Source organism: Psychrobacter phenylpyruvicus DSM 7000 = NBRC 102152 (genome assembly GCF_000685805.1).
GTDB lineage: Bacteria > Pseudomonadota > Gammaproteobacteria > Pseudomonadales > Moraxellaceae > Psychrobacter > Psychrobacter phenylpyruvicus.
In genome coordinates this window covers 1-21,956 of record NZ_JMKP01000038.1, presented here as the reverse complement: position 1 = coordinate 21,956, position 21,956 = coordinate 1, and the positions used below count along the sequence as shown (strand labels likewise).

Genomic DNA, 21,956 nt, shown 5'->3' with positions numbered 1-21,956 from the left:
CATGATCGTAGGGTCTCAGGTGTGCAACCTATCTTTGGTGCTATAGCTTTGATGGCTGACCAGGTGGATGGGTAGTCGTCTTTAGCTTCAATTAGCATACGGACGGCTCGCTCTTTCATTTCAGGGGTATAGTTTCGTGTTTTCATTGTCGTATTCTCTCAGAAAATTGAGTCTCCGACAATCCCGGGGCGGTTCAGTTTATGCTCAATATATAATGGGCGATATTTACCATATGGGTCAGATGGTAGATAGAAATAATTCCAAAGCAGCTAAATGGTTTGAAAAAGCAGCTAACCAGGGCATGGCTGAAGCCCAACGTGAAATTGGTCTTATTTATTACTATGGGTCGGGAGTGAATCAAGATGATGCCCTAGCAAAGGATTGGCTTAAAAAATCTTGCGAGAATGGACTCAAAATAGGGTGCGAAGATTATAATTACTTGTATTCAAGTGGTTCAAATTAGACCTGCTTACATGGTTCCTGCCTGTGATTTACCACAAAGTTATAGGAAAACTCCTAGGACCGGCGCCAGAATAGACTTTTCGTATTTACACGATATTGCATATATCTTTCTGCCTTTAAAAAATTTATATGAAGAAGCTTTTAATATTAAAACAATTGAATTCTGAATACCTCAAAACATCTATACAAGCCAGTTATTTTGGCAAGCTTGCTATAAAGTCCTCTACTGTCTTCTTTAATACACTTCTTTGTTCTGCTAGTTCGCCTAAAGAGAAATTATCTAAGTTGTTTCTATTTGAGATGAGCATGTCTAACTTTTTATCAAGCAGGTTAAATGCGTCACTTCCTTTTTGGTGCTTGCGACGTTCTGTATATAGCTTACCGATAACTGCATTATAAACATCCTCGGTTGCCTCATATTCTGTAGATAATGATCTTTCAGTTGACATGATATATTCCTTTTTTATGATTTGGTTTAATAATCATTCAGAGTGTTGGCCTTTCGGTTATCTCCTACTCTTAAGCTATCAGCCAATTTAGTTTTTTTAGTCTCAATAAATAGGTTTGGCGTTTTGCCTTTATATATAATATTTACGACATACACTGTCGTATCTCTTCTTTTAATGCATTCTATTCATTAATTAAACTGATATTATAGCTATACATGAGTAATAGTCATAATACAGGAGTTAGACACTATGTTTGAGATTAAAGGCTTAGATAAGCTGACAAAGACGTTGGATGAACTGCAAAAGTTATCAGCTGAACTGGATGGAGAGTTAGGTACCATACAGTTTGATGCACAAAATGCGGAGAGTGTTGAACAGGCTATTACTCAGATGGAGGCTATGGTAGACAAAAAGTTTGACAGTTATTCATCAAACTCTGTCGCTGTAGACACGGCTAACAATATTAAATCATCGTTTCGACAAATGATTGAAGATAAGGCAAATAAAGCGTCAGTCCAGGCTAAAGATAATACTAGAATGAAATAACGAATGATTAGATTAAGCAGGCACTGTAGTGATGGTGCGCTACTGATCCATTTTCTGGCACTGGGGTTATTAAGCCCTTTATTTTTGATTATTTTGCTATTACATGAATTCTAGGAGCTTTTATGTCATCTAAGAAAAACCCATTATTGGTACAGTCTATCGATACTAGTGGGCAGGTAACTGAAGCTATATTGAAAACGTTCCTCACCCCCTATGCAGGACCAATTACTGAAGTTGCCTCGGGGATACCTATTGTTTCATCGTTGGTAGGTATTTACAACGGTTATAATATAGTTAAAGAGCAATCCTTTAACAAAAAGTTCTGGGCTTTCTATAATATGTTTAGTGAAGAAGAATATGATTCTTTTAAAAAAATTATATATACGAAAAAAGATCAGGAGTTAGGTGAGTATATATTTTCTGCTCTAGACAGTGTTTCCAAGGCGGTACAAGCTAAGATGATTGCTAAGTCTGTAAAACTGTATGTATCTAATTGTGAACAAGGAAACGATGAAGTAGCTCAGTCAATTTTTGACTATTATATCTATGTTATTAAAAATTTAGATAACTATCTTATTTCAGGAATGGAGTCAATTTATGGTAAAGGTGAAGTAGACAAGTTAGCTTCGTTTGGTAAAGCATTATTTAATCTGGACTTGGTGGACCAAGAAGAAAAAACAAATTATATATCAGAAACAGTACCTTTAGTCACATTCACAACTTCCGCTAAGGGTAAGGATTTTTATCAAAATATCATTTCAGGATGTACAGATAATTAAATTATTTCCTAAAGGAACTACCTATAAACAATTCATCAGCTATTAAATTTAAAATATAAGATAGACACAGAATAACATGATGGAACTAATTATAAATAAAGTGGTCTGATAACCTCTTGATGAGTATTTTAAAAGATTCAAATCGTTGCATATAAAGCTCTAAAACGTCACTATCATCAAGTCCAGATAAACCTGCTTGGTATACAATGCCTTTAATCATAACTTCATCTAAGATAAGTCGCAGATTATTATTCAAAGTTTATATCAGCAAGCTCACCCTGACCTTTACCTTTTTTAATCCAGCTCTCTTATTTTTTACCAACATAAAAACCCCTGCTAAAGTGATATTCACCTTAACAGGGGTTAGTAATACCATTGATTTTAGAATAAATTATTCGACCGTAACTGACTTGGCCAAGTTACGTGGCTGATCCACATCAGTACCGCGCATAACTGCCACATGGTAAGACAGGAACTGTACTGGAATACTATAAACAATCGGTGCCAAGTGCTCATTGACATCTGGCACATGAATTACATGTAAACGCTCTTCGCTAACCAACTGGCTCGACTCGCTAGCAAATACAAACAGCTCACCATGACGGGCGTGAACTTCTTGCATGTTTGCTTTTAGCTTATCTAGCATGCTGTCTTTTGGCGCAAGCACCACGATAGGCATATCTTTATCTACTAGAGCCAATGGACCATGTTTCAACTCGCCTGCAGCATAGCCTTCAGCATGAATGTAGGAGATTTCTTTTAGCTTTAACGCCCCCTCTAAAGCCAATGGGAACTGCACCCCGCGGCCTAAGAACAGGGTGCTGTGTTTGGCTTCAAACTTCTGACCCATAGCTTCGATCGCCTGATCTAAGTTTAAGCTTCTATCAAGCTGACCTTTTAGCTTATGCATCTCAGTCACAATCTCAGATAACTGTTCTGGCTCAATGCGCTGCTGCACCTTACCAACCTTCAATACTAACAACATCAAGGCTGCCAATTGAGTGGTAAAGGCCTTGGTTGACGCTACACCAATCTCGACACCAGCCAGTGTTGGGATAAAGATGTCAGTTTCACGAACTAGAGATGAGGTCGCTACGTTACAGACACTTAGAGTGGTTAGACCTTTGATCTCACCTGCCTTAGCTCTACGCTGAGTTTCACGAAGGGCAGATAAGGTATCGGCGGTCTCACCTGACTGAGACAGACAAACAATCAAAGTATCATCCACTACCACTGGATTACGGTAACGGAACTCGCTTGCCACCTCAACAGAGCAAGGCAGGCGGGTTAAGTTTTCGAACCAATACTTGGCAATCAAACCGGCATGATAACTGGTACCACAAGCCAAAACTTGAATATTACGGACTTTGGCCAAAAGCGCTTCATGACGCTGTAAAAACTCGTCTTTTAAATCGTTGCCAGCCGCCCCCATTTCAATGGTACGGGCTACCGCATCAGGCTGCTCATAGATCTCTTTGAGCATGTAGTGCTTAAACTCACCTTTATCGGCATTATGGTTTTTAGCATCTAGTTCAGTAATGTTACGTTCTACCGGCTGACCATCGGCGAACACTTCAATACTGTCGCGCTTAATAACCGCAATATCGCCTTCTTCTAGATACATAAAACGGTTGGTTACTGGCAACAGTGCCAACTGATCAGACGCAATAAAGTTCTCGCCAATGCCCACACCGATAACCAAGGGCGACCCTAAGCGCACTGTGATAAGCTCATCTGGATTGTCCACATGAATCACGCCTAAAGCGAAAGCGCCATGTAATAAAGGAACAATCTTCTCAACGGCTTTTAATAAATCATTGGTTTCTTTGTAGGCTTCGGCTACTAAATGCGCCACAACTTCTGTGTCTGTTTCCGAGGTAAAGGTATAGCCTTTTTCTATTAATTTCTCTTTTAGCGGGCCATAGTTTTCAACAATACCATTGTGAACCACCGCCACTTTACCTGAGACGTGCGGATGGGCATTGTGCTGTGCAGGCTCACCATGAGTTGCCCAACGGGTATGAGCAATACCGATATTTCCTTTAAAGTTTTCGCTATCATTTTGTACAGCATCTACTAAGGCTTGTACCTTACCCACTTGACGCTCACGGTGTAGCTCACCCTCATGGATAATGGTTAAGCCAGCTGAGTCGTAACCTCTATATTCTAAGCGCTTCAGTCCTTCTAACAATACATTTGATATATTACGCTCTGCTACCGCGCCCACTATTCCACACATAAAAAATCCTTAAATCATGATTACTGATAAGGTATTACAGTAGAGCCAATCCTGACTGGCCCGCTCTTTACTCATCAATATAGATTACTGTTACTAGTTGTTTAAATTCACAAAATTATTAATAGGCTGTTTAAAGCCTATATTCCTTAATAGATGAGGATCAATTCGATTAATTCTTTTTTGTAGGACGCTGATAGTTGTCTTTTTGAACCTGACGTCCTCGGCCAATCGCCAATGCCTTGTCTTCTACATTTTTGGTAATTACCGAGCCTGCCCCAATAGTGGCTGTATTGCCAATATTAACCGGAGCTACTAAGCAAGCATTGGTCCCAATAAAGGCATTGTCGCCCACGATGGTCTGATGCTTATTAATACCATCATAGTTACAGGTAATTGCTCCTGCACCAAAGTTAACCCCAGCGCCTAGCTGTGCATCGCCCACATAACTTAAATGATTGACCTTGCTACCCTCACCAATGTAAGACTTCTTAATTTCTACAAAGTTACCCAAGCGGGTTTTTTTGGCCAGTACCGATTGAGGGCGCAAATGAGCAAATGGCCCAATACTTGCCTCCTCTCCCACTTGCGCTTCATCAAAGACGCAGTAAGGTTTGATATGCACATTATCGCCAATTTGGCTGTCTTTAATAATACAGCCAGCCTCAATGGTCACATTGTTGCCTAAGCTTACTTTGCCCTTGAACACTACGTTGATGTCAACAAACACATCTTGACCGACACTGACTTCACCACGAATATCAACCCGACTTGGGTCAGCGAACTGCACCCCTTGAACTTGTAAATCTTCTACCAATTTAGCTTGCCAACTACGCTCAAGACTGGCCAGCTGTTGACGGTTATTTACCCCTTCAATCTCAAACTCATAATCGGGCTCAATAGCAGTAATTGCAATACCATCCGCCACGGCCATCTTCACAATGTCAGTTAAATAGTATTCTTGCTGGGCGTTGTCATTCGACAGATTTGGCAAGTATTTGTGCAATAAAGCATTGTCTACACAATAGATACCACTATTAATTTCACGGATGGCTTGCTCTTGCTCATTGGCATCTTTTTGTTCAACAATTGCGACAATATTGCCCTGCTCATCGCGTTTAATACGACCTAAACCAAACGGATTATCGACAGTTAACGTCAACATAGACATCCCTTCAACGTTAGCCTCTTTTAGACGCGTTAAAGTTTTGGCACTAACTAGGGGAACATCACCGTATAAGATTAAGCTTTTGCCCTCAGCAGGTAACTCTGGCAAAGTCACTTGAACCGCATGACCTGTACCTAACTGCTCAGTTTGCTCAACCCAAGTTAGCTCGTAATCTTGCATCGCCTGCTGTACCTGACTACCGCCAAATCCATAGACCACAATGGTCTTGTCTACATTCACACTTTGACAAGTGTCTAGCACATGAGCCAGTAATGGCTTATCTGCCAGCGTTTGTAACACTTTAGGTTTGGTAGATTTCATGCGGGTGCCTTTACCCGCTGCAAGAATAATCGTCGTTAATGTGGTAGTCATAAGCGGTTAACTCTTAGCAAAATAAAAAAGCAAAATAAAAAGTGAATTAAATAGCAAAATCAATAACTAATGGTTTATTGTAAAGGACGCCCAAAAGCTGTTATTTATCTAAAATAATATATCAAAACCAATAAAATGGATTCAGTTGCACTATTGTTGCCTGAGCCTTCTTGTACCATTTTTACGCAAAGCTTTGGCATTATATTCTCAGGTTAGCTGCCAGTACTAGGCCCCATAACTGTACAGCTAGGCCCCGTAGCTGCCAGGATAAAATGTCACGATGCTGGCCACAATCATCAGCCAAGCTACTAAAGCCATAATACCGGCTAAAATATCATCCAACATGATGCCTAAGCCACCCGTTAGTTTTCTATCCGCCCACCTGATAGGATTGGGCTTCGCTATATCAAATAGTCTAAATAAAATAAAAGACAAAACTATGGCAAGCCAGTAGTAGCCTATGCTCAGGTATTGCGGAGCATAAGTGATTATAAAAGACAGCGGCAGTAAACTGATCCACATCCCCGCCCATTCATCCCAGACAATGTGCGGATCATCATGAACTTGCATCAATACCGAGGTTCTATCACAAATCCAAATGCCTACTATACTTGCCACCAAAGTAATGATTAAGAAAGAGATAAAGCCCAGCTGTAATAAAGGCAAAGCTATCACTAAACCACCTAAGGTTCCCCAAGTCCCTGGTGCCCGTTTGGGCAACCCGCTCCCCAAACCTATTCCTAACCAATAAACTATCTTGTCTAGCATACTGGCCCCTAAAGGTAGAGGAGGACATTCATTGGCCTTACTAATATCTGGTTTGTGGTTCATATTAGAATTTAGTGACATTGTCGCTCCCTCATAATCAGTGGGCTTATTCTAGTTAAATTCTGGATTAGCTACTGAAATGCTGATAACCCTGCAAGTTAGGAAAACTAGCAAAAGGATAAGGGTGTTGTTCAGTAACTACAGCTCCTTGATACGTAAGCTGTAAAGTGGATGACCCAAAGTTAGCAGTACTGGTTGGCTGTGCTTGTTGTAATTCTGTCACTTCACCAATACAGGTTACCTGTGTAGACACTGCAGATAGGTCGATTTGGGATAATTGTACCGATGCCGGCAGGGTAAATACCAACTCATAGTCATCTCCCCCTGTCAGCTGACAATGCAATCTTTCGGCCAACTCTACTTGCTGTAACGGCTTACTTGTCGGCAGCTTATCTAGCTGTAGACTCATAGCCACCTTACTTTGCCGACATAAGTGCCCTAAATCTTGAACCAATCCATCAGAGACATCCATCATCGCTGTTACCAAACCAGCACTGGCAAGCTTTTGACCTAGGGCGCTGCGAGGAGTGGGCATATGCAGTCGATGAGCCAGCTGCTTTCCAACTTCAGTTTCTGGATGATTAAGGGCATAACTGGCATCGCCTATTGTGCCAGAAACATAGATTTTATCGCCTACTTTAGCCCCACTGCGATAGACAGGCTGAATGGTAGCAGGCAGCATTCCGTTTGCAGTGATACTAATAACCAGCTTATCGTTACGGGTGGTATCGCCTCCAATCAGTCTTACGCCAAACTGCTTACAAGCATGAAACAGCCCTTTAGCAAACTCCCCCAACCATGTCTCATTAGCGAGACGCTCCGGTAAAGCCAATGCCAATAAGATACTATGAGGTTTAGCGCCCATGGCTGCGATATCAGAAATATTAACCGCAACCGCTTTATAGCCAATAGCAAAGGCCAAATCAGAAACCTGCTGCCAGTCTGCGCTAAAGTGCCGACCTTGGATTAAAGTATCAACACAAGTGACCCACTGACTGGGCGTATTGATGGCTACTACCGCCGCGTCGTCCCCTAAATCCTTGACTATAGAGGTATGCTCAATGCTTATTTTCTGAGTATCTTGGGCTTTAAAGTAACGATAAATAAGCTCAAATTCAGTCATCAGTCTTCATCCTAAAGTTTGATGGGCTTACTGTCTCAGGCTAAGACTATTTAAATAAAAGGCTATCTACCGGGTTCAATAGATAGCCTTGCCTTTATATATAAGACTTAATAAGCCCTGGCCTTTAGTCGGCTATTTTTTTGGTTTAAGCCCGATTCTTGGTTTCGATTGACGCGGTTGTTGCTCCGCCTCAGCACTTTTTGGCGCATCCATTGTAGTTTGCTTAGTATTGTCTTTATCAACCACAGCGTCATCTGCTTGTGCAGTATTTAGCTGTGCAGCCTTGGCTTGCTGTTTTTTCTGCTTATAGCCCGTACCTTTATCGGCTTCCACTTCAACAGTGCGCAGCTCTGCAGCCAGTTTATCCATGACCGCATTGATGAGCTTATGAGCATCAGTTGCACCAAAATGAGTATTCAGCTTCATGGCTTCATCAAGGACGACTTTATAAGGGATGTGTAGGCTGTGTTTTAACTCATAAGCACCGATAAGCAGCACCGCGTGCTCCACCATATCAATCTGATCAATCTGGCGGTCCAAATGCTGAGCAATTAAAGCCTCTAGCTCATCAATTTGCTCAGGAATTTCACGCATCATAGTGTGATAATAACCCAGATGTACGGTGTGCATAGCATTGCTGGCACGAGTACGCGCTGCAATATCATGAGGAGGGTTTTCTTTCCACTCACTCTTCCCTGTTTGCTCAAAGCGATGATCCGTCATTAACCATTCATATAGGCCTTGTAAAGCAAAACGACGTGCCTTACGCACAGCTGCGTGACTGGTCTTGTAACTAGATTCATTTATATCAAACTGATCATTTGATTGAGGGTTGTCTTTAGTATGTGCCGGATTTTGAGTGCTCATGTATATAAATACCTATCATCAAAGAGCGAGCTTTGACATTACTATGGGTTATTAACTAAAAATATTTTAGGGAAAAACCACCGCAGTCAAAACTGCGGCAGTAACTAACAGAATAAAATTTTACTAAATATGAAAACTGACTTAGTCTTCTTCATCATAATCAACATCAAGTTGAGACAATACAGCAATCATCTCAAGAGCTACCATTGCAGCTTCAGAGCCTTTGTTGCCTGCCTTGGTGCCTGAGCGTTCAATGGCCTGCTCGATGGTGTCTGTGGTTAAGATGCCGTTAATGACTGGAATATTGTAGTCCATAGAAACGCTAGCTAAACCACTAGCAGAGCTGTTGGCTACCACATCAAAGTGAGGCGTGCTGCCACGGATAACTGCACCCAATGCCACAACAGCATCAAAGCGGTCTGATTCTGCTGCACGCTGCGCGGCTAATGGCAACTCGAATGCGCCAGGCACACGAATCACACTGATATTGCTGCCAGATACTCCGTGACGTAATAAGGCATCAATAGCACCATCTACTAGTGACTCAACCACAAAGGCATTAAAACGACCCACTACGATACCGATACGAGCGTCTTTATTTTGATATAAATTGCCTTCAATATGAGTGACGGCTTCACGTTGTTTCTGTAAATCTTGCATAACGACATCCTAATCCGAATGATGAAATAAAATTACAGCTATGATAACATTTTTTAAAGGCGGTTTTAGTAGCAATCGTAGTTAATACCTAGGTTAATAGCGACAAAAATGTAACTATTTCATCATAGCCTCTATTGCCCTATTTTTTACTACTATTTTAGCGCTTTAAAAGTCGTTATAGACGCATCTCAATACCTTGATCTGCCATAAACTGCTTGGCCTCGCCAATGGTGTATTCTCCAAAGTGGAAAATACTCGCAGCCAGAACCGCATCGGCGCCACCCTTTAGAACCCCATCCGCCAAATGCTGCAAATTACCGACGCCACCAGAGGCAATTACCGGAATATTAACTGTGCTAGTAATGGCTTTCATTAGCTCTAAGTCATAGCCCTGCTTGGTACCATCACCGTCCATCGAGGTAACCAGTAGCTCGCCAGCTCCTAAATCAGCCATCTTAGCGGCCCAAGCCACAGCATCAATTCCTGTTGGCTTACGACCACCGTGGGTGAAAATCTCCCATCTTGGCTCACCATCTACATTGGCTACGCGTTTGGCATCAATAGCCACCACAATGCACTGACTACCAAACTTAGCAGCGGCCTCGCCAACAAACTCTGGGGTAAACACCGCTGCTGAGTTAATCGCTACTTTATCTGCACCGGCATTAAGCAAATTACGGATGTCTTCAATTTTTCGCACACCGCCGCCCACTGTTAATGGTACAAATACCGTTTCAGCAATGCGCTCAACCATGTCATAGGTGGTATCTCGCCCGTGGTGGGTTGCGGTAATGTCTAAAAAGGTAATCTCATCCGCCCCTTGCTCGTTATAACGACGCGCCACTTCTACTGGGTCACCAGCGTCCTTAATATCCACAAACTGTACGCCCTTAACCACACGACCATTGTCTACGTCCAAACATGGAATAATTCTTTTTGCCAACATTGCCTTTATCCTGTTTCTAAAATTTTGAACAAATAATGCTTTAAGTGAGTGCTATTTTTGTACTTAACCAATAAGCATTATGCCTAGTATCCGCCTAGAGCACTAGCCCTACCTTCATTTTAGCAAAAAACCAACTCAAAATAGGTAATTGGCTTTTACCGCCAATAATTAAGGGGCTACTAAGAGACCAAAGAAGCTTTTTAATTAATAAATATTAATCTTGCGCATGGTTTACTGTCGCTATTTAGGCTAATCTATAAAACTATTGGCCTAATTACTCTGCCTGTTTATCCCTATGAAAAACCGTTATCTTAATAGCATGGTGCCCACCTTTGTCCTGCGGCACTACAAAAAAACAAAGTACCTTGGGCTGGCGTTACTGCTGGTAGCCCTAGTCTACTCTTTTATCATGAACTCAGCTTGGATGGTGCTGTGTTATGGGCTGGCTTTGTTTTTATTTGGCATGCAGTGTATTGAGGAGGGGTTACACAATACCGCTGGCGGTACCCTAGAGCGAGTGATGGCAAAGAGTACCGCTACGCCGACTAAAGGTTTTTTATTTGGTATTTTTTCGACCTTCCTCTTGCAGTCAACGACTCTGGTCTCACTACTGACCATCGCCTTTTTAAGTACAGGCATGATTACCTTGTCTGGGGGCTTGGCTGTTATCTTGGGGACCAACTTAGGGGCAACTAGTGGTGCCTGGCTTCTGGCCTTAGCTGGTCAAAGTGTCAGCTTAAGTCCTGCAGCGGTTCCTATGTTGGTGGTGGGCGTTTTGATTGGCTTTTTGGACAAGCGGCTTAAGTTTTTTGGGCAAGCCTTAGTTGGTATTGCCTTAATTTTCTTAGGAATCGACTCAATTAAAGATGGCTTCGGTGCCTTTGCTAATATTGAACTGAACAGCATTGAAGCCAGTGGTTTTATCCAAGTCCTGCTATTCACCCTAGTTGGCTTTTTACTGACCTGTGTTTTACAGTCTTCGCATGCCACGTTAATCTTAATCTTAGCGGCACTGGCTGCAGGTCAGATCACCCTCACCCAAGGTTTTGCGATCGCTTTAGGCTCCAACTTAGGCAGTAGCTTTACCACTGCTTTGGTAGGCATGCTTAGCAGCGATCGTAACGGACAAAGATTGGCTCTAGCCCACCTAATTTACAACTGGGTTACTGCATTATTGGCCCTAATACTCTGGGTGCCTTTAACTTATATTGTGGCGTGGATTGCAAAAGCTGCGGGGATGAGCTCCCCATTATTACAGCTGGCTTTATTCCACACCTTATTCAACGTATTAGGGGTATCCGTATTCTGGGGTATCCAGCAGCAATTTATTGAAAAGTTAAAGTTCTTTTTGCCGGATAAAAGACCGAAAAAACAACTGCCTGATGATTCTGAAGCGGTCCTTCCCCGCCACCTTCATCGAAATATGTTAAAGGCCACAGACACAGCGGTTTATGCGGTTATTCACGAAACTCAGCACCTAACTACTTTAGCGCTGGAGGTAATCTGTCACGCAATCTATGTGCCTAATGCTGAGTTATATCATCCCACAGGCCAGCTACCTGAGCCTAAAGCTCCGCTAAAGCTAGATGTACAAACTATCTATGAATGGCAAATAAAGCCCCTTTATAGCGAAATTTTGAACTTCACCAGTAAGATTGATATCAACCATCAGGGCAAGCTACAAAAGAAATTGACCGAGGCTCACATTGCTGCCTTCCATGTGGTAGAAATAGTGAAACAAAGTAAGCATTTACAAAAAAATATGCACCAATTCTTAAGTAACCCTGACGCTGAAATTTATCAAGATTATATGGCCCTGCGCGAAAGCCTGTTTGAAATGTTACTTAGCTTCAATGCTGTCCGTACTTTGTTTCAGCCTAGCAAGGAATTAGATAAAGAGTCTTATGCCAAGCTCATGGAAGAAAAACAACTGGCATTAGCCGCCTTTATTGAAAGTAGCGAAGAGACCCACTTACCTCATACCCAGGTATTGGACAAACTTAGAGTAAATAAAATAGATAAAATGCAGGCCTCATCTTTAATAAATGACATGAACTATGTGCGCCGCATTAAAACAGGACTATCGGAGATACTAATTAGTTTAGATAACAGTCAGCTTAAACAGTAGCCAGTTTAGACAACAGCAATACCAAACTTTGAGTGCGCAAAGTCAGCTATTGCCCTAGGTTTTAGTTTGCAGCTGATTTAATCCTAATTTAAATAACTAGCCTTTTATATGATTAGCATTTTAAATTATCAGTAATTTTTCCTAAAATTATTAGCTCAAATTGTTATCAAAGCTGATAGCTGCTACTTGCCGACTTTTCAGTATAATGAGAGTATAGTTAACTACCCAATTACCCCTTAGTTTTTAGTTTATTTCACTACTTATTATTTAACCCTAACTATTAAGAGAGCCTCATGTCTGTTTATACTCACCTTTCAGATGACCAGTTCAGAGATTTTTGTCAAATGTTTGGCGTTTCTTTTGCCAAGGCCATTCCCATTACCCAAGGCATCAAAAACTCTAACTGGTTTATCCAAACCACAGAGGATGCAGCAGATAGCCCCTCTTATGTGTTTACCTTGTTTGAAGAGCGTCCTCCGGAAGATATTGCCAAAATGGCCACCATCTTAAACCGTCTAAAAGATACTTTGCCGGTTGCTGCGCCTCTAGCCAAGGTAACTCCTGATACTGAAGGCTCCTCAACGGCTGAAGGCTCTTCAACGGCTAAAGGCTCCTCAATGGCTGAAGGCTCCTCCCCCTACATGGCTCATTATGAAGGTAAGGCCATTACCATTGTGCCTTGCTTATCTGGAGGGCATCCCAAGCACACTACTGCGGCTATGTGTTATAGCATGGGGCAGGCATTGGCCACATTACATAATGTGCTACAAAGCCTGACGCCAGCCGAAGAGTATGGCGTACCTTTATATCCTTGGGATCAGGTACGTGACCGTGAAACTCAGTTTATGCCCGCTGATGAAGCTAAGCTGATGGGCGATATTTGGCAAGCTTACGAGGAGTTGCCTCTAGATTCTTTACCCAAAGGTCTTTGTCACCTAGACATGTTCGCTGATAACACCTTATGGGATCTGGAAGATGGTAATGAGAAGCTGACCGGCCTCCTAGATTTTACGGAAGTCAGTGTGGAACATTATGTAATGGACATTGCCATCACAATCAACGACTTTTGTACCACCTGGGGCGATGCAAATGACGGAGAGACTGTTAACTTTAACACCGAGAAGAAGCAAGCTTTTATCGAGGGTTATCAAAGCAAACGTCCTTTGAGCGTAGCTGAACAGCAAGCGCTTCCGGTGATGTTGGCCATGGCAGCCGTGACTTTCTGGTTATTAAGACTTAATGTCATTTACTACAACCGTGAACAAGGGCGTACTGGCGATAGTATCATGGTAAAAAATCCAGATCTGATGAAGCGTTTAGCCGCCTATCACTGGAATCAGGTCGGCGTCAAAAAAATAGATAAAGTATAAGTTTGTTTCACGTGAAACATGCCTGCTAAATTGCTGTCTATCGTCACTAAATAACAGTTACTCAAAACAGTTAATTACTTTAACTAGCTAAATTCTCAAAATAAATAAACACTCAGATAAAGTTTCACTAATAGGAGTAAAACCATGAGTAATCAGGTTGATGATTGGTACAAATTAGTAGGCTATGATACAAACATTCAAGCCGAGCTTCATGCCAATTTGCTCAAAAACAATGGGATTAAGGTGACCCTGCAACCCTTAAGTGCGATACCTGGCATGAACTCTGGAGCTGTGCTTTGGGTCCAAAAACAAGATTTGACTAAGGCAAAACAAATTTTAGACAGTATTGAGACAAGCCCCCCTTCTAACTTAACTCAACAACTAGATAATGAAGACGATTAAAGGCGGTATAGTGTAAATGTGTCAATTATTAGGTATGAATGCCAATACGCCAACAGATATTGGCTTTAGCTTTACCGGATTTCATAATAGAGGCGGTAATACGGATCATCACAGCGATGGCTTTGGTATTGCCTTTTTTGAGCCGAGCGCCTGTGATATGTCTGATCAAAGTCTAGCTGAAAAATCCGGAAGAGGCCTTAGAGTGTTCCATGACGATAAGCCCAGCTTCCGCTCACCAGTTGCAGAATTAGTAAAAAATTACCCGATTAAAGCATTGAACGTGGTCGCTCATATTCGAAAAGCCACCCAAGGTACCAATTGCTTGGCCAATACTCATCCTTTCGTGCGTGAAGTTTGGGGTGAACAATGGGTGTTTGCGCATAATGGTCAAATGAATGAAGGCTTTATTAAGCGCTGTCAACGTTTACAAGACAATGGTAATAGTGAGTATTGTCGCCCAGTAGGCACCACTGACTCCGAGGCTGCTTTTTGCTATTTGATTAATCGTTTGAAGTCTACTTACAAGCAGCGCCCTTCGGATCAAGAGCTATTTAAGTTTCTGACTACTCAATGTCGATATTTAGCCGCCAATGGGTTATTTAACTGTTTATTATCGAATGGGGATTGGCAGCTAGCTTATGCCAACTCGTTGCTGTTTTATCTAACCCGTAAAGCTCCGTTTGGCGAAGCGAAGCTTGCCGATGATGACTTGTCCATTAACTTTAGCGATTTCACCACCGACAAGGATAAGGTCAGTATTATTGTTACCGTTCCTTTAACAGAAAACGAAGAGTGGCAACAGCTAGCAGTCAATGAGTGCTTGGTATTTCGGGATGGGGATATCGAATTTAGAGACACACCCAGCTTACGCAAATATTTGACCATTGAAGAGGGCATAGCCATCGCCAGAGAAGTAGGCGCCAGCTTATAACGCTAAGCTGGTCTATTTTGGCAGCTTATAAAAATGGGCCACAGCAGTGCTTAACCTTCTCTCCTGAGCCGCAAATACAGGGCTGCTTCTGAGTGAGTGTCATGGTGACGGTAGGGTCTAAGAAATACCAGCTCTCTGTACCCGTAGCTTCGTTTTTTAACAGGGACTTATGCTGTTTTATTTTAACGAAAGTTGACAGCTCATGATGCGCAGATAAGCTGGGACTGCCTAGCTCGTCCTGATAATAATAAGCTTTGAACTCTACCTGAGCATGACGTTTGTCTAATTTTGGGATGTGATCGATAATCTCTAGTCCCGCCCATCTGGTCTGCTCTGCCCACGCTTTAATCGCCTGTTTGTCTAACAAGGCTTGTTGGGCTGGCACGGTGGTTTTTATAATATAGTCGGTCAAAACCAGCACAAATGCCGAGTATCGAGAGCGCATTAAAGCTTCGCTAGTATCAGCCTGCTTATTGCCTTGGTGTAACGGCTGGCAACACTCACTATAGGCCAGCTGTTCATGGCCTAAGGAAGCTGAAGTAGCAATGCCGGGAAGGATGCGGCAAGGACAAGTTTTCGATAGCATAGGAATTACCTAGTATAAAAATAATATTTATTGTCTACAGTAATGAATTAAACACTTAAAAAGCCCCTTAAGCAATCCCATACCTTTCATTTTAACTAAGAGCAATTGTTATGCTACTTACTTCACTTTGCGCTGCCGCCGTTACTCTGAGTTCACCTGCCTGTCTCAAGAATGCAGATGGCTCTACAACCGACTTAACCTCTATTTCAGCCCAACCTGTGGACTCAGACTCCCCCACTCTAGCGCAATCAGCTGCCTCAGAATATTTAGTAGGTGCTGCTAAAGCGGATATTACCGGTCCTGCTGCTGAGACAGGAATGTTTGGTTATTCCGCAAAGCAAGCTGTAATCGGTATTAATGACCGCTTATATTCTCGAGCTTTTATTATTGCCGAAGCCAAACCGTCGGAGCAAAACCGCATTGTTTACGTCTCTACCGATATAGGGGCTATGTTCACTGCTGTGAAACTCGAAGTAATTAAACGTCTGCAGGCGGATTTTGGCTCACTTTATACTGATGAAAACGTGATGCTAACTGCGACCCATACTCACGTGGGTAATGGTGGCTACTCTCATCAAAAGCTGTATCAGATGGCCAGTCAAGACGATACGCTGGCAGGTTATAGTCAACAAACCTTTGAGGCCATAGTTGACGGTATCGTACGCTCCATCAAACAGGCGCACAATAATTTGACTCCAGGTAAATTAAGCTTGGCCCAAGGCAAGTTAGCAGCGGCCACCCGTAACCGATCTTTGGCCGCTTATTACGCCAATGCGGATGCCAAAGACTTTGATAGCAATGTAAATGAGGTTATGACACAGCTGCGCCTTGATGCAGCAGATGATACTCCGTTAGGACTCATTAATTGGTTTGCGATACATCCCACTAGCTTTAGCAACCAGTTTAATCATTTGAGCGCCGACAACAAAGGTTATGCCCAGTTAGGCATGGAAGCTAAGCTGCGCCAACAACATAACCCTAATTTTGTAGCCGCTTTTGCTAACGCAGATGAAGGCGATGTCGTCGCCAGTGGCGGTAATGCCAATTCAGCAGCTGGCTATGAGGGCAGTCAGAATGAATGGGAAAACGTAATTCGAGATGGCTCTGTGCAGCTACAAAAAGCAACTGAGCTATGGGATCAAGGCCGGCCTGTTTCAGGGCCTATTGATACCCGAGCGCGCTGGGTAAACTTATCAGGGTATGAGGTAGCGCCAGAGTTTACTCAAGGGGCAGGCAAGCAAACACTTTGTCTCCCCGCTCGCGGCTATTCCTTCGCTCCTGGCGCTGAAAATGGACCGTCTAATATACCGGGTGTCTATGAAGGCATGACCCGCAAAAGCTTACGCCTGAGCGACAGCGTTAATAAGGTAGATACCTCCTTACTGGGTACCGCGACTCGAAGTGCCTTCGGTATAGTGTCGTCGGTTAGCCAAGATGAATGCCAGGCCGAAAAGCCTGTGTTATTACCCACGGGTAAATGGGGCTGGGTTGATAATCAGCAGCCGATACAGCTAATGCGTATCGGAAACTTGGGGCTGATTGGTATACCTGGTGAGCCCACCACCATGGTCGGACGTCATTTACGACAAGCCGTAGCTAAAGAATTAGCCCCTGCAGGAGTAGATACTTTAGTCGTGGCGGGCTTGGCCAACAATTATAGTGGCTATGTCACCACTCGAGCAGAATACGCACAGCAACACTATGAAGGTGCTTCCACTGAATTTGGTCCCTATCAAGCGAATGCGTATGAGCAAGAGTATGTACAGCTGGCTCAAGCCATGCGTGAAGGCACCAAGATAATCAATAACGTTACACCACCAGACCGATCTAACAAGCGTTTTGCTGAAAGACCCGGCGTAACTTTTGATGATAAACCAGCAAATCAAGCTTGGGGACAAGTATTGACTCAGCCCAAAGATAGTTATCATCATAATGAGCTGGTCAGCGTCACCTTCCGTGGGGCGCATCCAAAAAACAACTTGCGCACTGAAGATACTTTCTTAAAAGTACAGCGATTAAATCAAGGTCAGTGGGTTGATTATTTAACAGATGCTGACTTTGAAACTAGCTATACCTGGCAGCGTGAAGGCATTGCTTATAGCAAAGTAACCATTAACTGGCGCATAAACGCAGATACCCCAACAGGCACTTATCGCATCATGCATCTAGGCGATTGGAAAAATGGATGGGACGATACTATCACCCCTTATGCAGGAGTTTCTCACTCCTTTACAGTGCAGTAAGCGAAAGTAAAGCTAAAGAAGAGTGAGTGCTTGGCCCGCCAAAAAGGGGGCACAAAAAAAGCCAGATATTGCTATCTGGCTTCTTTTATCAATTTAGCAAATTAATTTGGCTAAATTATTTTTTCTTCCACGTTTGGCTACGTGAGAATGGACCTAAATGGCCTTTTAGTTTTAAATCGCTACCTTTTAACTCTGCAGTTAAACGGTAAGTTTTGTTGTTTTCTGGGTCAGTAATTTGACCACCGCTATATTTACCACCACCGTCAGCTTTTAGACCTGACATTACAGTACGGCCTACAAACTTCTTACCTTCAGGACGGTTGGTAGAGATGATCTTACCGGTTAACACACCGCCAGATTCAGTGATTTTAACCAAGGCTTTAGGTTCGCCATTATCATAAGTTTGCCAAGTAGTGTTGGCTAATGGATCAGCTGCCATAGCTACTGTGGCAAGACCTAAAGCTGAAAGAGCTAGAACTGATTGATTTAATAATTTCATATTACGATTCCTTTCGAAAAAAATGGAGTAAGTTTTTTTTGCTACAACCTATTTGACTTATTTGACTTGGAGTTCAAATATGGAAAACCACTACTTACTAATATTAATTAGTGATTGAGATATCTTAGACACTGGATTCAATCCGGTCAAGATGTTTTTATATTTCAACACTTTGTTTAACTACCCTGAAAGGTATAGTTAATTATAACCATTAATAGTAAAAAAAGAAGTCTTTAATTAATCAATTATTACCCTTCTATTGTTTAACGGTTATAGTTATGAAAAAGGGTTGTCTACTTCCTTACTGAATGATTCTTGGCCAGTTATTCCACCTTGTTTATTAGAGTCCTGTGTAAAGTCTCCTGCTTGCTCAGCAGACTGAAGCTTAGCAACAATAAGGTTAAATAACTGCTGTAGCTTAAGTGCCTGCTCTAATCCCTGCTTGTTTTTAGTAATCTCAATATCACCATAAGCGATGACTTTATCGGTTTGATTCTCAAAGACTAATTCACCAATTTGGAGGCTTTGATGATCATTTTCATAGGGTTTAAAAGCAAATGGTGCGGCTTTTAACGCTTGTTGCTCGTTACCGTTTTCAGTAGATTGCGTCATAGCGACTAACTCCTTTAGCTTATACATCATTGATGATTATTTTTATCATGAACTAGCGTGTTATCAAGACTTTACTTCGCCTTGCTAATCCCTATCGACTGACTCACAGGATTTAACCTCAAGCTCTTATTTTGTCAAAAAATTATCGACAAACCAACGTAAGATTTCAATTAATATCAAATACCACAGTGGCTCATCCCGAGATTCTTGTGTTTGTTTCTCTCTATCGCTAATATCCCCTACTTTGACCGGTAAGGGCATTGCTGTCGACTTTGCTGTAGCAGAAATATTAGGGAAAACGTCAATATTAGAGCGTAGTGCTAACTCATCAACACTAATTATCTCCACCCGCTGTGTGTCATCATTTGGCGCATAGTAGACACCAGCCTCACCTGTAGCAGGAATATAGACCGCTTTAAAAAGGTGGGTCGGTATTAACACGCGGTTATTTAGTTGAGTTAGCTTTTTGCCGCTAAACACCACTCCGGTAATGACATAGGCTTCACCATGCTTTTTGGTTAAATAGCGGGTGACGGATTCAATATTTCGCCATAGATAGCGGTTGTTTTCCGGAGTCTGAGGAATAATATTGGCCAGGCTAAAACTGTCATATTGTTGATTAAGATTGGCCATATCACCATTAGGAGCTAGGTGCCCTCGGTCATAGCCTGAGCCTTTATAATCAGAAAGCTGAGCTCGCATGGCACTCGGCAGCCGACTTTCACTATGGAAGCTGTCCTCACGTGGCAAGTTTTCGGCTTGATACAGTCGCTCACGAGTTAAGTGCTCCGCTGACCATAAAGGGGTTCTTGACAGACCCGAATATAAAGTAGCAAATCCATTAAAGCATAAAGGCACGCTTTTATTTAGTATTTTTTGATCTAAGTAATCCGGCGCCTGAGCTTGATAAAAGTTCTGGCCACAGTCTTTAAAGTCTGTGGCCCAAGCTGATATTGAAAACATTAAACTCAGAACTATTGTCAACTTGACAATAACTTGCATCGACAGTTGAGACAGGGATACTGCTCTTCGCTGCATTTTTAGGGCATCTGTGTCAAAAACCTTCCCTTCTGGCCACTGCTTTATTTGTTGTTGGCCTGTGCTGTTTACCACTTCTATCGCCTCTAGTTAACTAACCAAATCCTACTATTTTATGGTAACCACTGCCTACCGGTTACTGTTTTTTCAAAAGTAGGCTATGCTAGCAACCGACGTAGTCCCTGTAAAGTTTTTAACCATATTAAACGTCAGTATATGACGTCCCACATTATTATCGTTGGCAAGTTATGAATTAAAGCCATCAAAGATGACAATTGTCTTGTGTTTAGGTATACTATGGGGCTTCAAAACGGTGAAGTGGCTGAGTGGTCGAAAGCGCACGCCTGGAAAGTGTGTATACGTTAATAGCGTATCGAGGGTTCGAATCCCTCCTTCACCGCCATTATTTTATCCCTTTTGTTGTTGCCTCTCTTTTTTTCTCCTCTCTAAATCCTTTTCTCATCCCCTCTGCCTGATATAGTGGCAAAACAGTTTTTACAATTTTTAATGTCTCGACAATATATAATGTCTCGGTTTTAGCTAGACTAAACTTTGCTGCGTTTTATTTAAACTCTATAGTCACGCTACTTTAGCTACAATTTATTTCCTTAATGCTTGCAACCTGTTTACTATATCTATACTGTTATTACTCTTAACCTCGCCATATAAAAAAGGATTTTTTATGCCAGTTAACAAGGCCGTTGCCACCTTACAACACGCTTTTACTCCTAGTAAACTGAATCATGCCGGCTACTTAGCCGTCGCTAAAACTCGCGCCAAAGCCTTGCATGCTTTTTCCTTAGTGGTGCCCATTCCTCGACCGCAGCTGTTCATTGGCGACCAATCGTGCTTTGAGCTGTGCGATATGATGATCAATGAAGGGGCTACCAAAATTTTGATTGTCACTGACTCCGTTCTAAATCAGTTAGGAATTCCGGATAAAATCACCGACTATCTACAGCAAAAAGGGATTGGCTTTCACCTATACGACGGCATTACCCCTGACCCCACCTTTAGTGTGGTTGAGGCAGGGATTAAGCACTCAGTAGATAATAACTGCAATGCCATCTTAGCGTTAGGCGGTGGATCGGTGATTGATGCGGCAAAAATTATTGCCATGAGTCAGGCCAGCAAGCGTAAACCACAAAAGTTAATGGGACTACTTAAAGCAGGTAAAATCATGCCGCTATACTGTATCCCAACCACAGCAGGTACTGGCTCCGAAGCCACATTAGGGGCAGTAGTTTCTGACGATAAAACACACCAAAAGTCTCTATCGATTGACCCGAGAATGGTGCCACTAGCTGCTGCCATTGATCCGGTCATCATGAAAGGTATGCCCCCACATATTACCGCTGATACCGGTATTGATGTTCTAACCCACGCCTTAGAGGCATAGGTATCTACACAACTTAAAAAGAGCAAAAAAGAATGATAGAATCTTCCAGTATGGCATAGATAAAATGGAGCTAGATACGAGGCTCATCAAACGATATCAACAACTCGTACACAATCACACTCACCCAAACGGTTATCTACATGCTGGTATGAAAGCAACTATGGATACTAAAAGCAGTTTTGCTCAGACCCAAGCGTTATGGCGATTTGTGCATAATGACAACATCAGCTATCAAGAGCTTAGTAAGCCGTTACTTGAAAACAGCTTACAAGGATGTCGAGAGGACTGCAAACGCTATGGGCTAGTAATGCA

The 21,956-nt window shown here is 42.4% G+C and carries 21 protein-coding genes, 1 tRNA gene and 2 pseudogenes; 11 read left to right on the top strand and 13 right to left on the bottom strand.

What is annotated here, in order from left to right; all coding sequences use genetic code 11:
• A pseudogene (locus tag G561_RS15390) lies at positions 1-146 on the bottom strand (IS3 family transposase); the annotation flags it as partial.
• Here G561_RS15390 and G561_RS14595 point away from each other — a divergent pair.
• Positions 137-463 (top strand): tetratricopeptide repeat protein, encoded by a 327-nt coding sequence (locus G561_RS14595; RefSeq protein WP_265088286.1) that lies wholly within the window; start codon positions 137-139, stop codon positions 461-463. The pseudogene G561_RS15390 and the gene G561_RS14595 sit on opposite strands and share 10 nt — an antisense overlap.
• Positions 464-656: 193 nt before the next feature.
• On the opposite strand, the gene G561_RS0111690 is transcribed toward G561_RS14595, so the two are convergent.
• Positions 657-911 carry a hypothetical protein gene (locus G561_RS0111690; RefSeq protein WP_028859724.1) on the bottom strand — a complete coding sequence of 85 codons (255 nt, stop codon included), beginning with the start codon at positions 909-911 and terminating at the stop codon, positions 657-659.
• Positions 912-1,160: 249 nt separating this feature from the next.
• On the opposite strand from G561_RS0111690, the gene G561_RS0111680 reads away from it, so the two are divergent.
• Entirely contained in the window at positions 1,161-1,457 is a 297-nt protein-coding gene (locus G561_RS0111680; RefSeq protein WP_028859723.1) for a hypothetical protein, read from the top strand.
• A 122-nt stretch (positions 1,458-1,579) separates the two neighbouring features.
• Complete coding sequence (locus tag G561_RS0111675) at positions 1,580-2,236, top strand: hypothetical protein (RefSeq protein ID WP_028859722.1); 657 nt, start codon at positions 1,580-1,582, stop codon at positions 2,234-2,236.
• A 391-nt stretch (positions 2,237-2,627) separates the two neighbouring features.
• Here the strand turns inward: G561_RS0111675 and glmS are convergent, their stop codons facing one another.
• The 7 genes from glmS to hisF form a co-directional block, all read right to left on the bottom strand.
• Positions 2,628-4,475: a glutamine--fructose-6-phosphate transaminase (isomerizing) gene (gene glmS, locus G561_RS0111665; protein ID WP_028859721.1), complete on the bottom strand. Its 1,848-nt coding sequence runs from the start codon at positions 4,473-4,475 to the stop codon at positions 2,628-2,630.
• Positions 4,476-4,644: 169 nt separating this feature from the next.
• Positions 4,645-6,012 carry a bifunctional UDP-N-acetylglucosamine diphosphorylase/glucosamine-1-phosphate N-acetyltransferase GlmU gene (gene glmU / locus G561_RS0111660; protein ID WP_028859720.1) on the bottom strand — a complete coding sequence of 456 codons (1,368 nt, stop codon included), beginning with the start codon at positions 6,010-6,012 and terminating at the stop codon, positions 4,645-4,647.
• A gap of 246 nt (positions 6,013-6,258) precedes the next feature.
• Positions 6,259-6,861: a phosphatidylglycerophosphatase A family protein gene (locus tag G561_RS0111655; RefSeq protein WP_028859719.1), complete on the bottom strand. Its 603-nt coding sequence runs from the start codon at positions 6,859-6,861 to the stop codon at positions 6,259-6,261.
• Between the two features lie 46 nt (positions 6,862-6,907).
• Positions 6,908-7,963: a thiamine-phosphate kinase gene (thiL, locus tag G561_RS0111650; RefSeq protein ID WP_028859718.1), complete on the bottom strand. Its 1,056-nt coding sequence runs from the start codon at positions 7,961-7,963 to the stop codon at positions 6,908-6,910.
• 132 nt (positions 7,964-8,095) lie between these two features.
• On the bottom strand, positions 8,096-8,830 hold the full coding sequence (gene nusB / locus G561_RS0111645; RefSeq protein ID WP_028859717.1) for a transcription antitermination factor NusB: 735 nt from the start codon (positions 8,828-8,830) through the stop codon (positions 8,096-8,098).
• A gap of 141 nt (positions 8,831-8,971) precedes the next feature.
• Positions 8,972-9,490, bottom strand: coding sequence for a 6,7-dimethyl-8-ribityllumazine synthase (gene ribH / locus G561_RS0111640; RefSeq protein WP_028859716.1), 519 nt, complete (start codon positions 9,488-9,490; stop codon positions 8,972-8,974).
• A gap of 175 nt (positions 9,491-9,665) precedes the next feature.
• Complete coding sequence (hisF, locus tag G561_RS0111635) at positions 9,666-10,436, bottom strand: imidazole glycerol phosphate synthase subunit HisF (RefSeq protein ID WP_028859715.1); 771 nt, start codon at positions 10,434-10,436, stop codon at positions 9,666-9,668.
• 295 nt (positions 10,437-10,731) lie between these two features.
• Between hisF and G561_RS0111630 the strand changes: the two genes are divergently transcribed.
• The 4 genes from G561_RS0111630 (at position 10,732) to G561_RS0111615 (ending at position 15,267) form a co-directional block, all read left to right on the top strand.
• The gene (locus G561_RS0111630; RefSeq protein WP_081794467.1) at positions 10,732-12,564 is read left to right on the top strand and encodes a Na/Pi cotransporter family protein; all 1,833 of its coding nucleotides are present in this window, start codon (positions 10,732-10,734) and stop codon (positions 12,562-12,564) included.
• Between the two features lie 293 nt (positions 12,565-12,857).
• Positions 12,858-13,934 carry a homoserine kinase gene (locus tag G561_RS0111625; protein ID WP_028859713.1) on the top strand — a complete coding sequence of 359 codons (1,077 nt, stop codon included), beginning with the start codon at positions 12,858-12,860 and terminating at the stop codon, positions 13,932-13,934.
• A gap of 144 nt (positions 13,935-14,078) precedes the next feature.
• Positions 14,079-14,336, top strand: a complete 258-nt coding sequence (locus G561_RS0111620; RefSeq protein ID WP_028859712.1) for a putative signal transducing protein — start codon at positions 14,079-14,081, stop codon at positions 14,334-14,336.
• 16 nt (positions 14,337-14,352) lie between these two features.
• A complete protein-coding gene (locus tag G561_RS0111615) occupies positions 14,353-15,267 on the top strand; it encodes a class II glutamine amidotransferase (RefSeq protein ID WP_028859711.1) in 915 nt (304 codons plus the stop codon).
• A 25-nt stretch (positions 15,268-15,292) separates the two neighbouring features.
• Here G561_RS0111615 and G561_RS0111610 read toward each other — a convergent pair whose 3' ends face one another.
• The gene (locus tag G561_RS0111610) at positions 15,293-15,853 is read right to left on the bottom strand and encodes a YchJ family protein (RefSeq protein ID WP_028859710.1); all 561 of its coding nucleotides are present in this window, start codon (positions 15,851-15,853) and stop codon (positions 15,293-15,295) included.
• Positions 15,854-15,963: 110 nt separating this feature from the next.
• On the opposite strand from G561_RS0111610, the gene G561_RS0111605 reads away from it, so the two are divergent.
• On the top strand, positions 15,964-18,096 hold the full coding sequence (locus G561_RS0111605; RefSeq protein WP_081794466.1) for a neutral/alkaline non-lysosomal ceramidase N-terminal domain-containing protein: 2,133 nt from the start codon (positions 15,964-15,966) through the stop codon (positions 18,094-18,096).
• 115 nt (positions 18,097-18,211) lie between these two features.
• On the opposite strand, the gene G561_RS0111600 is transcribed toward G561_RS0111605, so the two are convergent.
• From G561_RS0111600 to G561_RS14590, 3 genes are all read right to left on the bottom strand, one after another.
• Positions 18,212-18,595: a DUF2147 domain-containing protein gene (locus G561_RS0111600; RefSeq protein ID WP_028859708.1), complete on the bottom strand. Its 384-nt coding sequence runs from the start codon at positions 18,593-18,595 to the stop codon at positions 18,212-18,214.
• A 276-nt stretch (positions 18,596-18,871) separates the two neighbouring features.
• Positions 18,872-19,207 (bottom strand): hypothetical protein, encoded by a 336-nt coding sequence (locus G561_RS0111595; RefSeq protein ID WP_028859707.1) that lies wholly within the window; start codon positions 19,205-19,207, stop codon positions 18,872-18,874.
• Positions 19,208-19,333: 126 nt separating this feature from the next.
• Complete coding sequence (locus G561_RS14590; RefSeq protein WP_028859706.1) at positions 19,334-20,320, bottom strand: DNA/RNA non-specific endonuclease; 987 nt, start codon at positions 20,318-20,320, stop codon at positions 19,334-19,336.
• Positions 20,321-20,557: 237 nt separating this feature from the next.
• Here G561_RS14590 and G561_RS0111585 point away from each other — a divergent pair.
• From G561_RS0111585 to G561_RS15240, 3 genes and pseudogenes are all read left to right on the top strand, one after another.
• A tRNA-Ser gene (locus G561_RS0111585) sits at positions 20,558-20,648 on the top strand.
• Between the two features lie 279 nt (positions 20,649-20,927).
• The gene (locus tag G561_RS14585; protein ID WP_156471484.1) at positions 20,928-21,644 is read left to right on the top strand and encodes an iron-containing alcohol dehydrogenase; all 717 of its coding nucleotides are present in this window, start codon (positions 20,928-20,930) and stop codon (positions 21,642-21,644) included.
• A gap of 64 nt (positions 21,645-21,708) precedes the next feature.
• Positions 21,709-21,956: pseudogene (locus G561_RS15240) on the top strand (transposase); the annotation flags it as partial.

Bases quoted from the DNA above. Each gene is read 5' to 3' on its own strand.
- G561_RS0111690 (WP_028859724.1), bottom strand. From the start codon at position 911: ATGTCAACTGAAAGATCATTATCTACAGAATATGAGGCAACCGAGGAT.
- G561_RS0111680 (WP_028859723.1), top strand. From the start codon at position 1,161: ATGTTTGAGATTAAAGGCTTAGATAAGCTGACAAAGACGTTGGATGAA.
- G561_RS0111675 (WP_028859722.1), top strand. From the start codon at position 1,580: ATGTCATCTAAGAAAAACCCATTATTGGTACAGTCTATCGATACTAGT.
- glmS (WP_028859721.1), bottom strand. From the start codon at position 4,475: ATGTGTGGAATAGTGGGCGCGGTAGCAGAGCGTAATATATCAAATGTA.
- glmU (WP_028859720.1), bottom strand. From the start codon at position 6,012: ATGACTACCACATTAACGACGATTATTCTTGCAGCGGGTAAAGGCACC.
- G561_RS0111655 (WP_028859719.1), bottom strand. From the start codon at position 6,861: ATGTCACTAAATTCTAATATGAACCACAAACCAGATATTAGTAAGGCC.
- thiL (WP_028859718.1), bottom strand. From the start codon at position 7,963: ATGACTGAATTTGAGCTTATTTATCGTTACTTTAAAGCCCAAGATACT.
- nusB (WP_028859717.1), bottom strand. From the start codon at position 8,830: ATGAGCACTCAAAATCCGGCACATACTAAAGACAACCCTCAATCAAAT.
- ribH (WP_028859716.1), bottom strand. From the start codon at position 9,490: ATGCAAGATTTACAGAAACAACGTGAAGCCGTCACTCATATTGAAGGC.
- hisF (WP_028859715.1), bottom strand. From the start codon at position 10,436: ATGTTGGCAAAAAGAATTATTCCATGTTTGGACGTAGACAATGGTCGT.
- G561_RS0111630 (WP_081794467.1), top strand. From the start codon at position 10,732: ATGAAAAACCGTTATCTTAATAGCATGGTGCCCACCTTTGTCCTGCGG.
- G561_RS0111625 (WP_028859713.1), top strand. From the start codon at position 12,858: ATGTCTGTTTATACTCACCTTTCAGATGACCAGTTCAGAGATTTTTGT.
- G561_RS0111620 (WP_028859712.1), top strand. From the start codon at position 14,079: ATGAGTAATCAGGTTGATGATTGGTACAAATTAGTAGGCTATGATACA.
- G561_RS0111615 (WP_028859711.1), top strand. From the start codon at position 14,353: ATGTGTCAATTATTAGGTATGAATGCCAATACGCCAACAGATATTGGC.
- G561_RS0111610 (WP_028859710.1), bottom strand. From the start codon at position 15,853: ATGCTATCGAAAACTTGTCCTTGCCGCATCCTTCCCGGCATTGCTACT.
- G561_RS0111605 (WP_081794466.1), top strand. From the start codon at position 15,964: ATGCTACTTACTTCACTTTGCGCTGCCGCCGTTACTCTGAGTTCACCT.
- G561_RS0111600 (WP_028859708.1), bottom strand. From the start codon at position 18,595: ATGAAATTATTAAATCAATCAGTTCTAGCTCTTTCAGCTTTAGGTCTT.
- G561_RS0111595 (WP_028859707.1), bottom strand. From the start codon at position 19,207: ATGACGCAATCTACTGAAAACGGTAACGAGCAACAAGCGTTAAAAGCC.
- G561_RS14585 (WP_156471484.1), top strand. From the start codon at position 20,928: ATGCCAGTTAACAAGGCCGTTGCCACCTTACAACACGCTTTTACTCCT.